Source organism: Butyricimonas sp. RTP31003st1_G1_RTP31003_210430, assembly GCF_040920905.1.
GTDB classification, from domain to species: Bacteria; Bacteroidota; Bacteroidia; order Bacteroidales; family Marinifilaceae; genus Butyricimonas; species Butyricimonas paravirosa.
This window is the reverse complement of record NZ_JBCOSQ010000017.1, coordinates 1-18,745: the sequence shown is the minus strand read 5'-3', so window position 1 is coordinate 18,745 and position 18,745 is coordinate 1. Positions and strand designations below refer to the sequence as shown.

16 protein-coding genes are annotated in these 18,745 nt (G+C 45.2%); 5 read left to right on the top strand and 11 right to left on the bottom strand.

The window, feature by feature from the left end:
• Positions 1–165: 165 nt before the first annotated feature.
• The 3 genes from creD to AB5542_RS07215 all read right to left on the bottom strand — a co-directional run bounded on the left by creD (position 166) and on the right by AB5542_RS07215 (position 2,608).
• Positions 166–1,566 (bottom strand): cell envelope integrity protein CreD, encoded by a 1,401-nt coding sequence (creD, locus tag AB5542_RS07225; protein WP_288215153.1) that lies wholly within the window; start codon positions 1,564–1,566, stop codon positions 166–168.
• Positions 1,567–1,631: 65 nt separating this feature from the next.
• Complete coding sequence (locus AB5542_RS07220; RefSeq protein ID WP_087420963.1) at positions 1,632–1,934, bottom strand: winged helix-turn-helix domain-containing protein; 303 nt, start codon at positions 1,932–1,934, stop codon at positions 1,632–1,634.
• Positions 1,935–1,954: 20 nt separating this feature from the next.
• A complete protein-coding gene (locus AB5542_RS07215; protein ID WP_118304426.1) occupies positions 1,955–2,608 on the bottom strand; it encodes a hypothetical protein in 654 nt (217 codons plus the stop codon).
• A gap of 299 nt (positions 2,609–2,907) precedes the next feature.
• On the opposite strand from AB5542_RS07215, the gene AB5542_RS07210 reads away from it, so the two are divergent.
• Positions 2,908–6,018: a SusC/RagA family TonB-linked outer membrane protein gene (locus tag AB5542_RS07210; RefSeq protein ID WP_087420965.1), complete on the top strand. Its 3,111-nt coding sequence runs from the start codon at positions 2,908–2,910 to the stop codon at positions 6,016–6,018.
• Positions 6,019–6,030: 12 nt separating this feature from the next.
• Entirely contained in the window at positions 6,031–7,797 is a 1,767-nt protein-coding gene (locus AB5542_RS07205) for a RagB/SusD family nutrient uptake outer membrane protein (RefSeq protein ID WP_279037772.1), read from the top strand.
• Positions 7,798–8,147: 350 nt separating this feature from the next.
• Here AB5542_RS07205 and mdh read toward each other — a convergent pair whose 3' ends face one another.
• Both mdh and AB5542_RS07195 read right to left on the bottom strand, forming a co-directional pair.
• Entirely contained in the window at positions 8,148–9,083 is a 936-nt protein-coding gene (mdh, locus tag AB5542_RS07200; RefSeq protein ID WP_027202820.1) for a malate dehydrogenase, read from the bottom strand.
• A 197-nt stretch (positions 9,084–9,280) separates the two neighbouring features.
• Positions 9,281–10,696, bottom strand: coding sequence for an MATE family efflux transporter (locus AB5542_RS07195; RefSeq protein ID WP_087420966.1), 1,416 nt, complete (start codon positions 10,694–10,696; stop codon positions 9,281–9,283).
• Positions 10,697–10,792: 96 nt separating this feature from the next.
• On the opposite strand from AB5542_RS07195, the gene AB5542_RS07190 reads away from it, so the two are divergent.
• Both AB5542_RS07190 and AB5542_RS07185 read left to right on the top strand, forming a co-directional pair.
• Positions 10,793–11,767: a D-alanine--D-alanine ligase gene (locus tag AB5542_RS07190; protein ID WP_279037774.1), complete on the top strand. Its 975-nt coding sequence runs from the start codon at positions 10,793–10,795 to the stop codon at positions 11,765–11,767.
• A 13-nt stretch (positions 11,768–11,780) separates the two neighbouring features.
• Positions 11,781–12,305, top strand: a complete 525-nt coding sequence (locus AB5542_RS07185; protein ID WP_279037775.1) for a hypothetical protein — start codon at positions 11,781–11,783, stop codon at positions 12,303–12,305.
• A gap of 123 nt (positions 12,306–12,428) precedes the next feature.
• Here AB5542_RS07185 and mnmA read toward each other — a convergent pair whose 3' ends face one another.
• Genes mnmA through AB5542_RS07155 form a run of 6 tightly spaced genes read right to left on the bottom strand, consistent with a single transcriptional unit; the run spans position 12,429 to position 18,187 of the window.
• Positions 12,429–13,559, bottom strand: coding sequence for a tRNA 2-thiouridine(34) synthase MnmA (gene mnmA, locus AB5542_RS07180; RefSeq protein WP_229782374.1), 1,131 nt, complete (start codon positions 13,557–13,559; stop codon positions 12,429–12,431).
• A gap of 10 nt (positions 13,560–13,569) precedes the next feature.
• Complete coding sequence (gene trmB, locus AB5542_RS07175) at positions 13,570–14,328, bottom strand: tRNA (guanosine(46)-N7)-methyltransferase TrmB (protein ID WP_279037777.1); 759 nt, start codon at positions 14,326–14,328, stop codon at positions 13,570–13,572.
• Positions 14,315–14,794 carry a gliding motility lipoprotein GldH gene (locus AB5542_RS07170; RefSeq protein ID WP_279037779.1) on the bottom strand — a complete coding sequence of 160 codons (480 nt, stop codon included), beginning with the start codon at positions 14,792–14,794 and terminating at the stop codon, positions 14,315–14,317. Before AB5542_RS07170 ends, trmB begins: the two co-directional genes overlap by 14 nt.
• A gap of 14 nt (positions 14,795–14,808) precedes the next feature.
• Complete coding sequence (locus AB5542_RS07165) at positions 14,809–15,429, bottom strand: NUDIX hydrolase (protein WP_279037781.1); 621 nt, start codon at positions 15,427–15,429, stop codon at positions 14,809–14,811.
• Positions 15,430–15,477: 48 nt separating this feature from the next.
• Positions 15,478–17,238, bottom strand: a complete 1,761-nt coding sequence (locus AB5542_RS07160) for a gamma-glutamyl-gamma-aminobutyrate hydrolase family protein (RefSeq protein ID WP_279037783.1) — start codon at positions 17,236–17,238, stop codon at positions 15,478–15,480.
• 58 nt (positions 17,239–17,296) lie between these two features.
• Positions 17,297–18,187: an LD-carboxypeptidase gene (locus AB5542_RS07155; RefSeq protein WP_087420975.1), complete on the bottom strand. Its 891-nt coding sequence runs from the start codon at positions 18,185–18,187 to the stop codon at positions 17,297–17,299.
• Positions 18,188–18,278: 91 nt separating this feature from the next.
• Here AB5542_RS07155 and AB5542_RS07150 point away from each other — a divergent pair.
• On the top strand, positions 18,279–18,745 hold a 467-nt coding region (locus AB5542_RS07150), incomplete at its 3' end, for a class I tRNA ligase family protein (RefSeq protein WP_368243023.1).

Here is an 18,745-nt window from a genome sequence, read left to right as displayed (position 1 = left end):
AATGGCCGAAACGGTTGTTGTATATTCCTATCGAGTACAAGGTGACTAGGAAAACAACGAGTAGGGATAGCGTGATAGATAAATTGTGTATCCAGAATTTTTTCATGATGTTGTCGATTTTTGTTTTTCCTCTTTCCGGTTGATCTCGGAAAGAGGAAAAAGTGGTTATTGGTTATTGTACCAGTTTATTTTTTGAGAGAAATACATGATAATCGCTAAGATAACGAATAATCCGATGCTCCCCACCAGTAGGGCGTAGGTTTCCAGTTGGATCAGGAAGAAAATGTAGGCGTAAAGGCAAGCCAGAAGTCCCCCGATCGTGAATGCCGTTTTCTTTATTTTTAAAATACCGACCATGTAGAACGTGATGAGTAAAGTGGTCATGAGGGCGGAGATGATATAGGCGGGGGTGAAACCGATATGTTCGGACGTGGAGACTAATAGCGTGTAGAACAAGCATAGGGCCAGTCCGACAAGTAGATATTGAACCGGATGAATGTTCTTTTTCTGGAATATTTCCACGAAAAAACTGACAACGAAAGTCAATATGATGATTAAAAAGGCGTATTTAGCGGAGCGTGTGGATTTCTGGTATTGGTCTACCGGGAACAGGAGATTTACCCCGAATGTGGATTCCGTGATGGCGTAGTTCGTGTATTGGAATCCCAAATTGTCATCCGTCATATCCCTGTATTCGTTCGTGGTGGCACGATAGGGACTCTCTTTGAGAATCTGTGAATAGTTCCGGTTGAATTCCAGTACTTCCCATTTGCTCGTGAAGCCTTCTGACGAGACCTCTCGTTCCGTGGGTAAAAAGGCTCCATTGAAGCTTGGGGTTTGACAATTTGAACGAATGGCGACTTTTGTTGTCCTGCCAAGAGGGGTAAATTGAATGGATTCGGAGCCTTTCAGTTTGAGTTTGATCGTGAAATGAACGACCGAATCGTTTGCAAACAGTTGTTGTGGCGTGATTTTCGATGATATGCCGGAAACGACGAGACTGTGGGGATCAACCCCGGGTGTGAAATTCAGTTTCCGGTTGTCCCATTCAAGCGAGATTTGTTCATTGATTCCTCGCAAATCACTGATCCCAAGGTTGAGTGTGGCACCTTCAATCCACTTGTCGTTGGTGAATAGATTGCTTTCTTTCAGGTCTCTGGCCGAGAATGTCCCGGTAATCTCCAGCGTGGAATTGTAAACGATAATTTCATATAGTCCTCGTTTGAGTTCCTGCGTGTTGACATCTCCGGTGATGTTCAGTTGTTCGGGGAGATAATTGATATATCCCTTTTGGTTCTCTCCTTTTTCGTTCTGGTAAAAATAAGGGATGGTTAATATCGGGCCAATGAGGGTTTGAGACTTACTCCATTTCTGTTGCACCTCTTGTGCGGCGGCATCTGCTGTCATTTCCCTTTCATTGATTAGTCCTCGAATCATGCTCATGGGAATGAAAGACAAGAGGATAAGGAAGGCAATGAGTACGATCTTTAGAACTAAAGAGTCTTGTTTGTTGAGACTTTTTCGTGTGCTGTTCTCTTTTTGATTTTTTGCTGTTTGTTCGTCCATGGTGTATTGTATTTAATATTGTTTGAAAAGAACTTTGAATTTCAAAGTATAATAAGTAAAAAAAATTATATATTCTGATTCTTTAAAAACTCTTCTAAGGCGTTTAAATGCTTCGCAAAAGCTTCCCGGCCTTTCTGCGTGACGGAGAACGTCGTGTTGGGGCGTCGTCCGATGAATTGTTTCTGGCATTGAATATATCCCAATTCCTCAAGACTCCTGGTATGGCTGGCTAGGTTCCCGTCCGTGAGATCGAGTAAATTCTTGAGGGTTACGAAATCTACCGATTCGTTGACAATCAAGATGGACATGATCCCCAAGCGTGCCTTGCTTTCAAAAGCCTTGTTTATATTTTCCAGGTATTCTTTCATGGATTGCGATTTACACTTGGTTACGGTCTTGCCGGATGCTGTTTGTGTTCAACTTTATAATAAAAGTATATTCCTGCCGCTATATGAAGTAATCCGAAACCGGTAACCCAGAATAAAAGGGCATGGGTGATTGCGAAACTGTCAACGAGACCTAACAGAATCTCCGCGTAACCTAGATAGCGTATGTCCGAATAGGTATACTTGGAACAATTCACGAGAGATAACCCGTAGAAAATGAGCATTATGGAAGAAGTCAATCCGTAATATTGCTGCCATATTAAAGAGAAACAAAGAATCCCGCCAGTCAGCAAGGGAAGGAAGAAATTCCAGAGCAAACGGTGAACGGATTTATCTTTAAAGATGTTTCTACATCCTTTTTTGGCTTTTTGGTAGCTCATCGTGAAAGTGGTAAGAAGGGAAAGAGCGAGTACTCCCAGCGCGATCAAGCAAATTGATGCGAGCTGGTAAGTGGTGTTGATATTTAATAATGGTATATTAAACAAGGTGTCAAAAGAGTCTTGTTTGTTTAGAATAAAGTAGGCCAAGCCGGTTCCGATGCAGGCATAAATGCCAACGAGAATAGCGGAAATTCCGCTTATCGACATGAATTTCGTGGATTTTTCCATGAGTTCTTTGATGTCGTGTAATGTATCGAGCGCTTCTTTATTTTCCATATTCTAAAAGTTCTTTGCGATACAAAGTTAAAATAGATTTTTTATTAAATCAATAAAAAGGTGAATTATTTTGCAAGGGATATTGTTGTTGAAATTTATATAAATTTAAACGGTGTGGAATATTGGTGTTTGGCATGTGTAAAAATTCCACACTTTTTTGTTGGCCCATGATGAAACTTAGATACCTTCTTTGCAGAAAATCAATTCGATATTTTCTTCATTGTGTTTTGGCGTGTTTGTTGTGTAGGAAAAATTACGTGAATTTTTGAAGGAAAATTAATGCATATACGTGATATAAAATGAAGGATCTAGATTTTTTTCAGAAAGGCGTTATCAAGTTCGGAATGATTTTATTGCTTGGTGGCCTGTGTATGGTGGGAACAATTTCCCGAAGTGTTGCGGGTGAAATCAATTCGGCGCAAGTGGCAAAGTGGAAAATATTTGGTCGAGTAATTGATGAACAAGGAGAACCAATTATCGGGGCCGCTATCTTGGAACAAGGAACAACAAATGGATGCGTGACCGATACTTTGGGCAATTACAAGTTAACGGTAAAGGCTGGAGCCGTACTTCGGGTTTCTTTTGTCGGGTATGTTACCCGGGAAATAGTGTTAAAAAAGGAAGGGATGCGAAATGTCCGGTTGCGGGTGGATAATGAAGAGTTGGACGAGGTGGTTGTCGTGGGATATGGTTCCGTGGCCCGGAAGAATTTTACGGGGTCCGTGAGTGTGATTAACACCGCGGAATCTCCTTTGGCTTTGTTACCGAATACGAACTCGATGGATGCGTTGCGGGGAACGGTAACGGGTATTACCGTGTCGCAACAACAAGGAGCAGGACAGGCACCTTCTTTACAAGTACGGGGGCAAAAATCGATCGGGGGATCGACATCTAACCCGTTGATCGTGATGGATGGGGTGATTTTTATGGGGAGTTTGCGGGATATAGACCCCAATATCATCGAAAGCATGAGCGTGTTGAAAGACGCAACTTCTTTGGCTGCTTATGGATCACAAGCTGCTAACGGAGTGGTGATGATCACGACGAAACAGGGAAAATTAGGAAAACCCGTGCTGAATTTTAATGCATCGTGGACATTGTCGGAGATGGCGAATCGTCCGGAGGTGCTGAGTCCGGAGAATTATATTAAAAAGATTAATGCAACCCAGCATCTAGCGGAGGATGCCGATCCTTCAGCTTGGATGAGTGGATTCGAGCTAGAGAATTATAAAAACGGCAAGACTACGGATTGGTTGGATTACGTGAGCCGGGTAGGATTGATGCAGAGTTATTCGGCATCCGTATCCGGTGCGACGGAAAAATTGAATTATTTCCTATCCGCTTCTCACGTTGATCAGGAAGGTGTGATTATTGGAGATGATTATAAACGGGAGGCTTTGTCGCTCCGTTTGCAGAGTGACGTGGCTTCTTGGTTGCAAGTCGGGACACAAATGGGATATACCTTTAATGATTACTCCGGTCCCACGACTTACAATCTGGTACAGGCCTTGCGCTTGACTCCTTACGGCCGTGTCACACGTCCGAACGGTGAACTGGAGAAGTACCCGAGAGAATTGGGAGGCGGATTGACAAATCCTTTGTGGTTGGTGAATAGTGGTACGGTGGATGATCATGACACTTATGCCACGACTTTAATAAAGGGGCATGTACTTGTGAAATGTCCTTGGTTGGAAGGACTGACTTACCGGGTAAATGCTGCTTATTCCTGGGAGAACGTGGAACGGGATTATTTCGAGCATGAGGGGTATTTTGTGGCAGAAGGAACTTCTGAAGATCGGTATTCTGCCTCGGCATTATCCGGTTTCTTGAGTAAGGCGAACGGGTATAGCGCCCGCACGAAGAACACGTACTGGGTGATGGACCATATCGTGAATTTTAATCGTCAATTCGGGAAACATTTTATTGATGCAACCTACGTTTACACGAGGGATTCCAAACGGTATGACTACCGGAAGATGACCGGAAGTGATTTTTCGGATCAAGGAAATACCGTGTTGGGAGCCGATGGACTGGTATATGCCAAAACACAGAAAATCACGAATATCGATAAGACAAAGCATAATAATATCGGGTATCTGGGACGACTTAGCTATAATTATAACGACACGTATCATTTAAGTGTTTCCGTGCGTCGGGACGGATCGTCCGTGTTCGGGAAGAACTCGAAATGGGGTGTTTTCCCGGCAGTCGGGGTGGCATGGACGGTTTCGAATGAACGTTTTATGAAACGGGTGTCGTTCATTGATTATTTAAAGTTGAAGGGATCGTGGGGTAAGAATGGTAATCAATCTCTGGATCCGTACATGACATTGTCTCAGATAAAATTAGGACAACAAGGCGGTATCGGTTATCCTTTCGGGAATGAATCGACGATTAGTTGGGGACAACGCTATGATAAACTTGGAAATGCCGATCTGGGTTGGGAGACAACGGAGGCATTTAACTATGGGTTTGACCTCGGTTTATTGGGTAGCCGGATTTATTTGGAATTTGATGGTTATTTCTCGAAGACGACCGATCAGATTTTTGATCGATTGTTGCCCGTGATGAATAACGGGTTGACAAGTATGAAAGCCACGATGGGGCAGATTGATAACTGGGGGATAGAGGCCACGTTGACCACGCAGAATGTCCGAACGAAAGACTGGAATTGGAGTACGGCTGTCACGTTCTATCTAAACCGGAATAAATTGAAAGATTTATACGGTGACGGGAAAGATGATATTTCCAATAGTCTGTTTATCGGGAAATCTTTGGGGGCCATTTACGGTTATAAGTCAATAGGAATTGTACAGGAAGAAGATATTGAATACATCGAGGCAAATAATGCGGCACCCGGTGACGTGAAATTTGCTAATTTGGACGGGAGTGAGGATGGTAAGATTACGGCAGACGATCGTACGATTCTGGGATATAACAAGGAAAACTTCCGGATGAGTTTGAGTAGTACGCTTAAATACAAGAATCTGGAATTGTATTTTTTGTTTGCGGGTGTGTTCGGGGGAAATGGTTACGGACTGAGCCAGAACACGTATGCTTACCAAACGGCAACAGGAACCGTGTGGGATAATAACTTGAATCATGGTTGGTGGACCCCGGAAAACAGAAGTAACAAATATCCCCGTGTGGATTATGCAGACAGTCGTTTTACCCCGCTGCAAAGTTATGGGTTCGTGCGTTTGCAGGATTTAAGCCTTTCCTATACTTTCCATCAGGATTGGTTGAGTCGTTTGCAGATCACCGGGTTGAAAGTCTTTTTTGCTGCAAAGAACGTGTTCACGATAACCAATTGGGTTGGTGGTGATCCGGAAATCAAACAAACGTTAGGAGGAAGTTACGGTTATCCGTTAGCAGCCATGTATTCATTTGGAGTTAATTTGACATTTTAAATTTGGAACGTGATGATGAAAACTAGAAAATATATTGCGGTTATTTTTGCCGCTATGGTAATGGGAATTTCCGGGTGTAACGATGATCTTTTTCTGGAAGAACATCCCGACACGTTTTACACGGCTGAAGATGCTTTCAAGACCGTGGATCAGGTAAAAGCTTGCGTGACGAATATGTATGCCCACGCTCGTTATTGGTTACAGAATGACGTGTTTTTAAAAGGGGCAGGTACCGATATGTTTGATACCCCGATGTGGCGGTCAAGTGGTAACGGGATGTCTAATTTCTCTTCTTGGTCCACGGATAAAAATGAAGTGAAGAATATTTACGAGGCCTATTATCAGTTAGTGAGTTATGCCAACCAGACTTTGGAGGGGACAGAAGTAAAGACATTGAACTGGGATAGCGAGAATGACCGGGCGCAGGTACGGGCACAGGCTAATTTCTTCCGGGGATTTGCTTACCTCACTTTGGGTGAGTTGTTCGGGGGAGTTCCCGAGGTGACGAAATTCTATCAGGAACCCCGGTATGATTTCACCCGGATGACCCGGGAGGAAACGTATCGGTTTGCCATTCAAGATTTGGAGAATGCGGCGGATACTTTGCCTGATTATCCGGGAGAGGCGGGATACGTGGCGAAAGGTGCGGCCTATCATTATTTGGCAGAGGCTTATCTGGCTTTGGCTACCGAGTTGGGGGATGATCGGGAATTGTTGCAGCAATCTATTCTTTACGCGACCAAGGTTACCGAGTTACACTCTTTGATGACCGAGCGGTTCGGTTCCCGGGCAAAACCGGGTTCTGGTGAAGCCATGAATGGAGTCGAGGCTTATTACCCGGACGGGGATGTCTTTTTTGATCTTTTTCAACGGGGAAACTTGGATTATGCCGAGGGAAATACCGAGGCTTTGTGGACGTTGCAAAATGATGTGACGGTCTGGCATGACTTCGGGGGAAATCATTTCTTGCCTTATGCCGGAAGTTTTTCTCCCGTGTTGAGGGAGATGCGTTGGAAAAGCGAATATTCGGAATCGGATGCCGGGTATGGCCCGTGGAACACGAATATTGATGAATCAATCTATCCCGGGGGAAACCTATGTGCCTATGTTGGTGGCCGGGGAGTGTCTTTTAATGCCCCGACAAACTACATGATTAATGATATTTGGGCGGGTGATTTTGCCACGGATATTCGGAATTCAAAGGCGAATATCCGTCGGGAATTCGTGTGTATCGATACCAAACACAGTAAATACGGTCAGATCGTGACAGCCGATATGTTGGATGAATCAAACATGGATCATTATTACCCGGTATGGACCAAATTCGCTCCCGTGGATGATTGGGGATACGAGGATTTAGTGTACGGGGGAAATCGTACGAATACTTTCCGGGACGAGTATGCTTGTCGTTTAGCCGAAACTTATTTGTTACGGGCGGAGGCTTATTTCCGTATGGGGGATGCCGGTAGTGCCGCTAATGACATAAACCAGTTGCGCAGTCGGGCGCAATGCAGCCGCATGGCAACAGCGGGAGATATTTCTTTAGCTTTTATCTTGGACGAGAGAGCAAGAGAGTTGTTCATGGAGGAAAGAAGATGGTGTACGTTATTACGTATGCAAGGCTCTGTCATGGAGGATCAACTTCGGGCTCATGCGTATTACATTGCTGATTACCCGACTTACACGGGAACAATCGAGTGGAAATTATTCCCGATCCCGCAGAAAGCGATTGACGCAAATATAGATGCCAAGCTGGAACAGAATCCGGGGTGGAACTAGAAAACTAAATTCTGACATAGGTTTACCCTGGTTTACAGTAGCTTTTTTAGGATAATACACGGTGTTTAGCCGTTGCATATTCGATGTGTTCAGGGATCAAAGACGTATCAACTTCGCAACAAAGACGTATCAAAGACGTTCATGAACGTCTTTGATACGAAGTTAATAGGCTTTTGCTCTTTGATTATCTGGTGATTTCCTTAAATGTTTATCCTTTCTTCATTTGATAACACGTGTTCTTATTTAGGAATTCACATTTCACTACAAGGTGTATATAAGTACCAAAATAAAAACCGTCCCGGCGCCCCGGAACGGTTTTTTAAAGAATGATCGTGAAGTACTATTGTTAGTTAAAATAATTTCATGTTGTCAAGTACATCCATTACTGACCTAACAGCTTTAGCTGATTGAGCCAATAATTCTTGTTCGTCCTTGTCAAGTTTTACCTCGATAATTTTCTCGATACCATTCTTACCCAAGATTACCGGAACTCCTAAATAGATGTTGTTCATTCCGTATTCGCCATTCAACAAAGCGCAAACCGGGAATACTCTTCTGTGGTTGCACACGATTGCCTCAACCATTTGAGCAGCGGCTGCACCGGGAGCGTACCATGCTGAAGTACCCATCAATTTAACCAGCTCGCCACCGCCAACTTTCGTTCTTTCGATGATGGCATTCAACGTGTCATGGTCAATCAAGTCTGTTACAGGAATACCTGAAACCGTGGTGTATCTTGGGAGCGGAACCATCGTGTCCCCGTGTCCACCTAATAACAAGGCTTGAATATCTTTCGGGGAAACATTCAATGCTTCAGCTAGGAATGCTCTGTAACGAGCGGTATCCAAAATACCAGCCATACCGAATACACGGCTTGAATCGACTTTGGCAGTCAAGTAAGCGCAGTAGCACATTACGTCAAGCGGGTTAGACACGATAATAATCTTGGCATTCGGAGAATGTTTGATAATATTTTCAGTAACTGATTTTACAATGCCGGCATTTGTTGCGATTAAGTCATCACGGCTCATTCCCGGTTTACGGGGAAGACCTGAAGTGATTACCACAACTTCTGAATTATTGGTAGCCTCGTAATCGTTAGTTACACCTTTGATACGGGTGTCATAAAGATTGATCGGGGCGGTTTGCCACATATCCAATGATTTACCCTCAGCAACGCCTTCTTTAATGTCCAGAAGAACAACTTCATTCACGATGTCCTTTTCAGCGATGCAGTTCGCGCAAGTTGCACCAACGTTTCCTGCTCCTACAACTGTTACTTTCATTTCTGTAATTTTTTTATTGTTATACGTTTCTTAAATGGCTATTTGTTGCTTTTTAACGCCGTCAAATGTAAGCCTTATTTTTTACATCAACAATCTTTATGCCGAAAAATTACAGAATTTTTTCTGTAATAATTTCATGTCGTTTTGACACGAAAAGAACGAGATTCTTATTGAATCCCGGTTTATTCTTTCAATTTTCAATTAAATTGCTGCCAAAGACGACTTGCCACGGCGTGCATTTTTCCCAGAATACCGACAGGTTTGTATTGTCCGTTTTCCAGACGTTTCTGAAAAGATTGATACCAGATAGCCAGTACGATACCCTTCATCACGCTGGAGAGTGAAATGCTCCACCAGATACCGTTTAGCCCGAGTGAGGGGAACGTAACCAAGTAGTAGGCTAGGGGGATTCTGGCTCCTGTAAGAATGATGCCCACGATAGCAGGCGGGGTGGTACGTCCGCATCCGTTGAAAGCCCCGGCAGTGACCTGTTCTATGGCCGAGAATATCTGGGAAATAGCGAGAATTTTTAGGTATGCGCTTCCTGCAACAAGTGTCTGCGGTTCGTTGATAAACACGCTGAATATTTCTTTACTAAAGAACAAGAAGGCCAGGCAGGCGATCAAGGCGATTCCCCCGGCGAGTTTCAACGTGTAATGGTATCCCAAGCGTATGCGGCCCAAGTTGCGGGCCCCGAAGTTTTGTCCCGTGAAGGCTGCTAGGGCAGTGGAAAAACCGGCGGCTGTCATCCAGGTGATGGCCTCGATTTGTGCGCCCACGCTCTGCACGGCTACCCCGATATGTCCCCATTGTGCGGCCACGGTAGCCAGTGTCAAGGAGAACATGGCGAATAAAGCACTTTGCATACTCACGGGTAAGCCGAGCGAGACGATACGTTTCACGAACCGGGCTCTTAATCGGGTGATAAAATATAGTTTTCCGATGGATGAATTACGGAAATAAAGGTTCCAAATGAAAATAGAAAACACGACTAACTGGGAGAACGTCGTGGCAATGGCTGCCCCTGCCGTTCCCATTGCGGGAACAAAACCGTACCCGTATATTAATAGTGGGTCGAGGACAATGTTGAATATTAATCCGGTGGCGACAATCTTCAACGGGGTTTTACTGTTTCCTTGCCCGTTGTACAGTCCGCTGTACGTGTTGTTATTGAACGTGAAGAACAGTCCGGGGGTGATTAGGCGCATGTACATGATGGCCAGTTCCGAGATATTCTCTTCCAAGTGAAACAACCCGACCAGCATGGGAGCCGCGATATAAATAAAACAAGCGTAACCCAAGGCAATGATGGATGACAACATGGCCGATTGGTTGGCGTATGCCCGGGCCCTTTTGCTTGCACGAGCCCCCAAGGATTGTGAGATCGTGACTTCGGCCCCGACTTTACTAATGAATGATAAAGCGTTACCTAACCACGTGAAGAATCCGGCGACACCGACTGCGGCCACGCTTTCGCTACCCAAATGTCCCAGCCAGATCATGTCGGTCATGCTGTATGCCATTTGAACGAAAGAGGCCGTGATAAGGGGAATTGCCATGCTCCAAATTCCCTTGCTGATGCTCCCTTGTGTCAGGTCGTTTATCTTTGTCATATCCTTGTGTTATTGAGGCTTGCAAAAATATAAACTTTTTATCATCTCCTATTCTCTTTTTTGTATTTTTGTTGTGTTATAAAAGATGAATTCAAAATGAAAAATATTGCAATTATCGCCGGTGGAAATTCCTCAGAATATGAGGTTTCCATGAAATCTGGGAAGAATATATATGATGAGGTTGATGAGACTAGGTACAATAAATATCTTGTTGTTCTGAAAGAACGAGACTGGCACGTGGAGATCGGGGAGGAAAAGTTCCCCGTGGATAAGAATGATTTTTCGTTTACCCGGAACGGGGAGAAGATCTTGTTTGATTTTGCCTATATCACGATACACGGTGTTCCGGGAGAGAACGGGTTGTTGCAGGGGTATCTGGATATGATGGGTGTGCCTTACGGGTGCTGTAACGTGTTGGCCTCTGCTTTGACTTTCGATAAACACACGTGTAATACTTATTTGAAGAGTTACGGGGTAAACGTGGCCGATTCCGTGATGTTGATTCGGGGAATGGCATACGACGTGAACGAGATTATCAACGAGGTGGGGTTACCTTGTTTCGTGAAACCGAATGCCGAGGGTTCCAGTTTCGGGGTGACAAAAGTAAAGGAGGCTACCCAGTTGGAAGATGCCTTGAAAAAGGCTTTTGCTCTCTGTCGGGAAGTGTTGATCGAGACATTTATCGACGGGACGGAACTGACTTGCGGGGTCGTGAAGGCTGGGGATATGGATATTACCATGCCGATTGCCGAGGTGGTCCCGAAGAACGAGTTTTTTGATTTCGAGGCCAAATATGACCCGACAAAGTCGGATGAAATTATCCCGGCTCGTATCTCACCCGAACTGACTAACCGGATCAAGACATTGTCTTCGATGATTTACGATATATTAAGATGTGAAGGGATCATCCGGGTGGATTATATCGTGCGGGAGGACGAGATTTTTATGTTGGAGGTGAACACTACTCCGGGGATGACTTCCAATAGTTTCGTGCCGAAGATGGTGCGTGCCATGGGGGGGACGCTGCGGGAGGTATTGACGAAGATTATAGATAACAAGTTAAACAGATAAATTTAAATTACAAATGAGACGAATTGTTACCACATTAATGGCTGCCTGCCTACTATTTTTTGTCGCTTGTTCGGATGAGGGGGATGATGTTACTATATATAATGGTGATACATTTACGTCTGATTACAAGGCGAATCAAATGTATTCTACCCTTTCATTATATGAAAGTATTGCCCGTCAGCCGGAAATGGCAAAAGAACTGATGCAAGCTACGGCAAAATTGGCTCAGTATGACACGATTACTGCTATCGCTCCATTGGATAAAGAGGCGGAAGTGGAACGGGGAACGGCTCGGGGAAAATGTCTGGCGGCTTGTTTTTCCGCTATTGCCCGTCAACCGGAAGCATATGATAATATTGTTTGGGCTGCCGAGAAGTTTCTAGGGACAACAGAGATAAAGTCGATGTCCGAGAAAATATTGAAATATTCCCGTTTATACGCTTTGGAAGGAGTTCCAGATGCCTTGGCTCGTCAGCCGGAGGCCATAGACCAGTTTGATTCTTTTTCTATGAAGTTCTTGGGTACCGGAATAAAATAATCCCACTTTCACTTCACGAGTATGAGTAAGGGATTTTGTACCCGCAATTAGGTTGAAGGATTATAATACGTTAGGCTGGAAAAAGAGAGTTCTATTTTCTTTTTCCAGTTTAAATTTTTGTATTTAGATGATAATTCCTCCCCCCACAACGTCGGTTCCTTCATATAGAACCGCACTTTGCCCCGGGGTGATCGAATCCATTCCTTCGTGAAATTCTACCCGGAGTAAGTCATTTTCGTGATAGACGGAGGCTTGCGCTCCCCGGTTGCGATAACGAATTTTGGCGTTTACTTCAAAGCCATCGGGTAGGGAGGCGTACTTCATTAGGTTAATATCCTTTGCCCGGAACGTCTTTCCTTGTAGTTCTTCCCGGGTTCCCAGCACGACTTCATTGCTTTCCGGTCGGATGTCGACCACGAACATGGGATGTCCTAGGGCGATGCCGAGTCCCTTGCGTTGTCCGATCGTGTAGTTGGGGAATCCCCGGTGTTCTCCCAAGCGTTTGCCGGAAGTGTCAACAAACAATCCGGGACCGTATTTCTCTGTAAAGTTTTCCACGTTCTCCGCGAGGAAGGTACGGTAATCATTATCCGGGATAAAGCAAATTTCTTGGCTCTCGCTTTTCTTGGAGAGTTTCTCGTATCCTTTCTCCAAGGCAATTTGTCGTACTTCAGGTTTTGTTAATTCCCCCAGAGGAAAGATCGTGCGGGCAAGATTCTCCTGGGTTAACGTCCAGAGGAAATAAGTCTGGTCTTTGGTCTCGTCCACTCCTTTGCGCAGAAAATAACGTCCGTCCTGTTGACCGATGCGGGCATAGTGTCCCGTGGCAATATAATCACAGCCTAACTCGTCGGCCATGGCAATCAATTTTCCCCACTTGATCGTGGAATTGCAGAGTACGCAAGGATTGGGCGTGTGTCCTTGCAAGTATTCATCGATGAAATTCCGAATCACCAGATCATTAAAATCTTTCCGAATATCGAGAATATGATGTTCAAATCCCATTTGTAGGGCCATGTGTTTAGCTTCGAAAATGGCGTTCACGCTGCAACACCCTTTTTCTTTCTCCATGCAGGCCTGGGAGATTTGATCGTATACCCGATAAGTAACCCCTACCAGCTCGTACCCTTGATCTTGTAGCAACATGGCTGCCACCGTGCTATCAATTCCGCCGCTCATGGCCATTAATACCCGGGGAGGATTCGCCTTCGGCGAGTTACCAATTGGTAGGTTACAGGTTACAGGTTCTTTCATTTCTTTATTTTCAATTTTCAACTTTCAATTGTCTCGTCATGAATTGTGTTTCACTGTGATAATCATCCTTTTCAATGTCGATTTCGGGTTCCACGAGTTGGATCGGCCCAGCTAATGAAAATTGGATGTATTTAATGGTTTTACCTCGTGACAGCCACTGACGTTCATAAAAAGTCTTGATGCCTAAAATTTTATCATCCAGTCCAACCCCGTAAAGATCATCCGTGTTGACGTTTACGGGGAGGTGGTTCACCTTGACCAGTTCTGCCGTGTATTGATAGAGGAAAGGGCTGTCTGTTTTCAGATGGATAAGACCGTCTTCCTTCAGAAACTTTCGGTACAGGGAGAGAAAACGGGTTCCCGTGAGTCGTTTGCGGGCTTTTGCCATTTGAGGGTCGGGAAAGGTAATCCAAATTTCGGAAACTTCTCCGGGTGCGAAAATAGATTCTAGTTCTTCTGCGTGAGTACGCAGGAAAACGACGTTTTTCATTCCTTTTTCGTTCGCGGCTTTCGCTCCTGTCCACATTCGGGCCCCTTTGATGTCAAGTCCGATAAAGTTCTTTTCGGGATAGAGTTCGCCTAATCCCACGGAGTACTCTCCTTTGCCGCATCCCACTTCTAAAACGATCGGGTGATCATTGCCGAAAACTTGTTCTCCCCATTTTCCCTTTAACTTGTAATCCGTGCGGAATACTTCTTCATGGGTGGGCTGGAACACGTTTTCCAAGGTTTCCATTTCGGCAAATTTCGCCAGTTTATTCTTCGCCATAATAAGTTATGGATTTTATTTTAATTCCTATATTTTTAATCCCTTTCAGTTGTTTATCTTTCATCCGGTGTTTGATTTCCACGGTATAAATGCCCGTGGAGTCAAAATGGAAAATCCGTTCAATCGGTTGTACGACTGTTTTTAGTCCCGTGAGTCCTTGACCGACCCACCTGCCGTTATTGTCGACAATGATAATGTCTGAATTCTCTTTATCCACGTCTACTCCTTGATGTCGGATGATCAAGTAGCAACTGATATTTCTTTGTTTATAGTCGGTAGTGTGACGGATGCAGGTGCTGATATGATAACTGCCGGGTTGCGCGATGTCGAATTCGAATTTGTAATTGCTGTCTCGTTCCCATGTTTCGCTGCCAAGTGTTTTGTATTTTTCCTGTGTGGAGGAAAAGTTACAAGCCATGCAGCCGAGTAATAGGAAGAGAATGTATATACAAAATTTGTTCTTCATCTTGCGTTCAGTCGTTATTGTTCGTTTTTTACCATGGCTTCCAGTTCCGCGATCATCATGGCCGTGGCTCCCCAGATGAAATTTTCTCCGATCTTGTAACCCGGGGCTATGATTTTTTGTTCCTGCCGGTACAATACCTGACTTGTTTTATTCTTGTCGTCCAGTAAGTCTTTTAACGGAATGATGATCACTTTTTCTACCTCATTTTTCGAGAGTACAAAATTAGGCATTTCTGGGATAGTTCCAACAAAGGGCGTTATATTAAAGTTACTTAATGGAATATACACGTCACTTAATTTTCCGATAACCGTGACCTCCTTGGGGGGTACCCCAATCTCTTCTTCACATTCCCGTAATGCCGTGTTCAGGCTATTCCCGTCTCCCGGTTCACTTTTACCACCGGGTAAGGCCATCTGTCCCCCATGATATTTCCCTGCATTTGTTCTTTTGATAAAAGGTATTGCCAAGTCACCTTGGTAGGGAACAAGGAGCATCATAACGGCACTGTTGATGGGATGACCTTGGTGGATTCCCTCTTTCCCTTCCACGTATTTCGGCTGGGGAGACATCCGTTCTTGTGCTGTTTCACCGGGTAGTTCGTGTATAAATTTCTGGTGTAACGTTTCGATCGTCATGGTTTAAAATGTGAAATTTAGCATGAGCTGAAATTGCAAGCTTGTATTTTAATTTTGCACGGTATTCAATACTCTCAATAAATTATCTCCCCATAATTTATGCAGTTCCTCGGCGGTGTACCCTTGTCGGAGAAGTTCAACCGTGAGGTTAATCACTTCATTGGCAGCCCGGCAACCGGTTAGCTTTTCGGTGTCGTCACCGTCAAAGTCCGTGCCGATACCCACGTGGTCAATGCCGACAAGTCGCACGATATGGTTGATATGTGCCACGGCGTCCAGGATCGTCGGGTTGGGTTGTTTGCTTAGAAACCAGTTGTAGAGGCATACCTGTACTACTCCACCTTTGGCCGCAATCGCTTTGATCTGATCATCCGTGAGGTTTCTCGGGTGGTCGCATAAAGCCCGTGCGGAAGAGTGGGATGCGATGATGGGTGCCGTGCTGAGTTCCAGAACATCCTGCACCGTTTTTGCGCTGGTATGTGAAATGTCGATGATAATACCGAGGCGGTTCATTTCTTTTACTACTTCCCGACCGAACGGGCTCAATCCGTCATGTTCCGGCTCGCCCTTGGCGGAATCGCATATATCATTGCTGCCGTTGTGGCATAAGGTAATGTACGTGATTCCCATGTCTTTGAACATGGAAAGATTGTTGAGGTCTTTGCCGATGGCATACCCGTTCTCGATGGCAAGGAAGATGGCTTTCTTTCCGGCATTTTTCAAGTAGATCAAATCATCTACGTTATAGGCAATGCCTACTTGGTTTTCATTGAGTTTTACCTGCTCGGAAATCTGGAAAAGAATATCCACGGCTTTTTGCGTGGCAGCTTGCAGGGATTCATCATCCCGGGCATCTTGGTGAAGATAGGCTACCATGAAAACGGCATCTTCTCGTCCTTCCTGCATTTTGGGGAGATCGACTTTGACATCCTCGTGACGTTCCCCGAAATTGAATCCTTCGGTGAATTTCATCGGGGTGTCACAATGGGAATCCACGATAAGACTGTTTCGATGAATCTCTTTGGCTTTCTTAAACAAGGTTGCCTCGTCCACGAAATAATGAAATAACTTCATCATTTGCTCATCCGGGCGAACGGCCATTTTCTCCGGGTGCCATTGCACGCTGAATACGCGGTGTCCGGGCATCCCTTCCATGGCCTCCACGATCCCGTCGGGAGAGGTGGCACTTACCCGGAATCCGGGAGCCACGTCTTTGACTGCTTGATGATGGTATGAATTCACGATCAAGGAGTCTGTTCCGAGAACAGAATGGAGTACGGTGTTGCTGACAATGTTTACCGTGTGGGAACCGAATTCCCGGCTGATGGACTGGCTGTGTTTCAGTAGTTGCTGTTCATGCTGGGAATAGATGTCCTGGTAGTTTGTCCCCCCAAAAGCCATGTTAATGATCTGGTGCCCGCGGCAGATTCCGAAGATGGGGATTTGTCGGTCGGCAGCCAGTTTTACCAGCGTGAAATCGAATTGATCTCTGGCGGCATCAATACTTCCGAGCGGGGGGAGAGGCTCCTCGTTCCCGTACAGCGGATTAATATCCCCACCTCCGGTAAGCATCAATCCATCGAGTGTTTCGATGGTCTTCCGGAGTGTTTCGATATCGTTATGCACGGGAAGTAGCACGGGTATCGCGCCCGCTTGCAGGATTGAAATCACGTACGAGTGTTCGATACATGAGTTCCCGTTTTCGAAATTGGCAGAAATGCCGATCATGGGCAAATCGTGTTGTGACTGGCGATAGTCAATCGCCCGGTATAGGGTGTCCAGCTTTGCCGGATAAACAATATTATTCATTGCAATGTAAATTAAAAATAGAATTACCAATAAAATTTTGTGCATGGCTTGTACGTGATCAGGGGAAATGTAGTTCCGCTCCTTTCGGGTGAACGATTAATTCCACGTTTGCTCCCAGGATCAGGGGGAAATTGTTGCGCACGTGTCCGGCCGGAAGACCGAAACACACGGGGTACGTGTAATCTTCCACGGCGTCATGAATCAATTTATACACTTCTTCTTTAAATTCCGGGGTCGAGTCTTTCCCGAATTCCCCGACGATCAATCCGGCTAAGTGCTGGAATTTCCCAGCGTATTTCATACATTTCACGTTCCGGTCAATTTCGTACAGATCGTTAGACGGGTCCTCGATGAAAAGGATCGTCCCTTTCGTGTTCCGTTCGATACAAGTGTCATGCAGGTTATGCACCCATTGCAACATTCCACCAATCATTTCGGTTTCCACGATTCCCGGTCGGTTGAACGGGTGTGCAGGTATGGCGTACGAGGAAATGATCCCGAAAAGGAAATTCCGTAATTGCGTGACCACTTCCGGGGAAGTTGTGTTGTAATCGGAAGGCATGAAGGCGTGTAAACTCTCGATTCCGAGGGAATGGAGTTTGGAGTGTAACACCGTGATGTCGTTCATCCCGATCACCCATTTGGGGTTTCCTTGAAATATGGAATAATCCGCCTCTTGCACGATACGTAACATCCCGTAATCTCCCGCCATACACCAGATGGCCCGGATGTCCTCGGCGTCAAGGGCTGTTTGTAAATCATGTAATCGTTCTTCATCCGTGCCTGCCAATCTCCCGTGTCGGGAAAGAACGTGTTGTCCGGGTACAGGTTCCAACTCCCAAGAGGTCAGGAGTGAACAGGCCGCATCCAGCTGTTCTTTTGTTGCAACGCCGGAAGGTGAAATTAAAGCCACCTTATCTCCCGGCTGCAGGTATATAGGTCGTAACATAAAAGTTGAAGTTTTGTTATTATAGTACGAAGGTAACTAATATTTTTCTAACTTTGCGCCACTAGAGTTCAAAAGTTTATAAACTGGATATATGAGTAAGTTCAAGAGAAATTTGATTACCACGGCTTTGCCCTACGCGAATGGACCCGTGCATATCGGACACTTGGCGGGGGTATACGTGCCTGCCGATATTTACGTGAGGTATCTGAGGAAAAAAGGTGAGGATGTGGCATTTATCGGTGGATCGGACGAACACGGGGTGCCGATCACGATCAAGGCTCAGAAAGAGGGTGTGACCCCGCAGGATATTGTCGATCGTTATCACAAGATCATCAAGGATTCTTTCGAAGAACTGGGTATTTCGTTTGATATATATTCCCGGACAAGTTCGAAGACGCATCACGAGTTATCTTCCGCTTTTTTCAAGAAGCTGTATGATGAGGGAAAATTTATCGAAAAGACCTCGATGCAGTTCTACGACGAGAAGGCAGGGCAATTCCTGGCAGACCGTTATATCGTGGGGAAATGTCCTCATTGCGGTAACGAACGGGCATACGG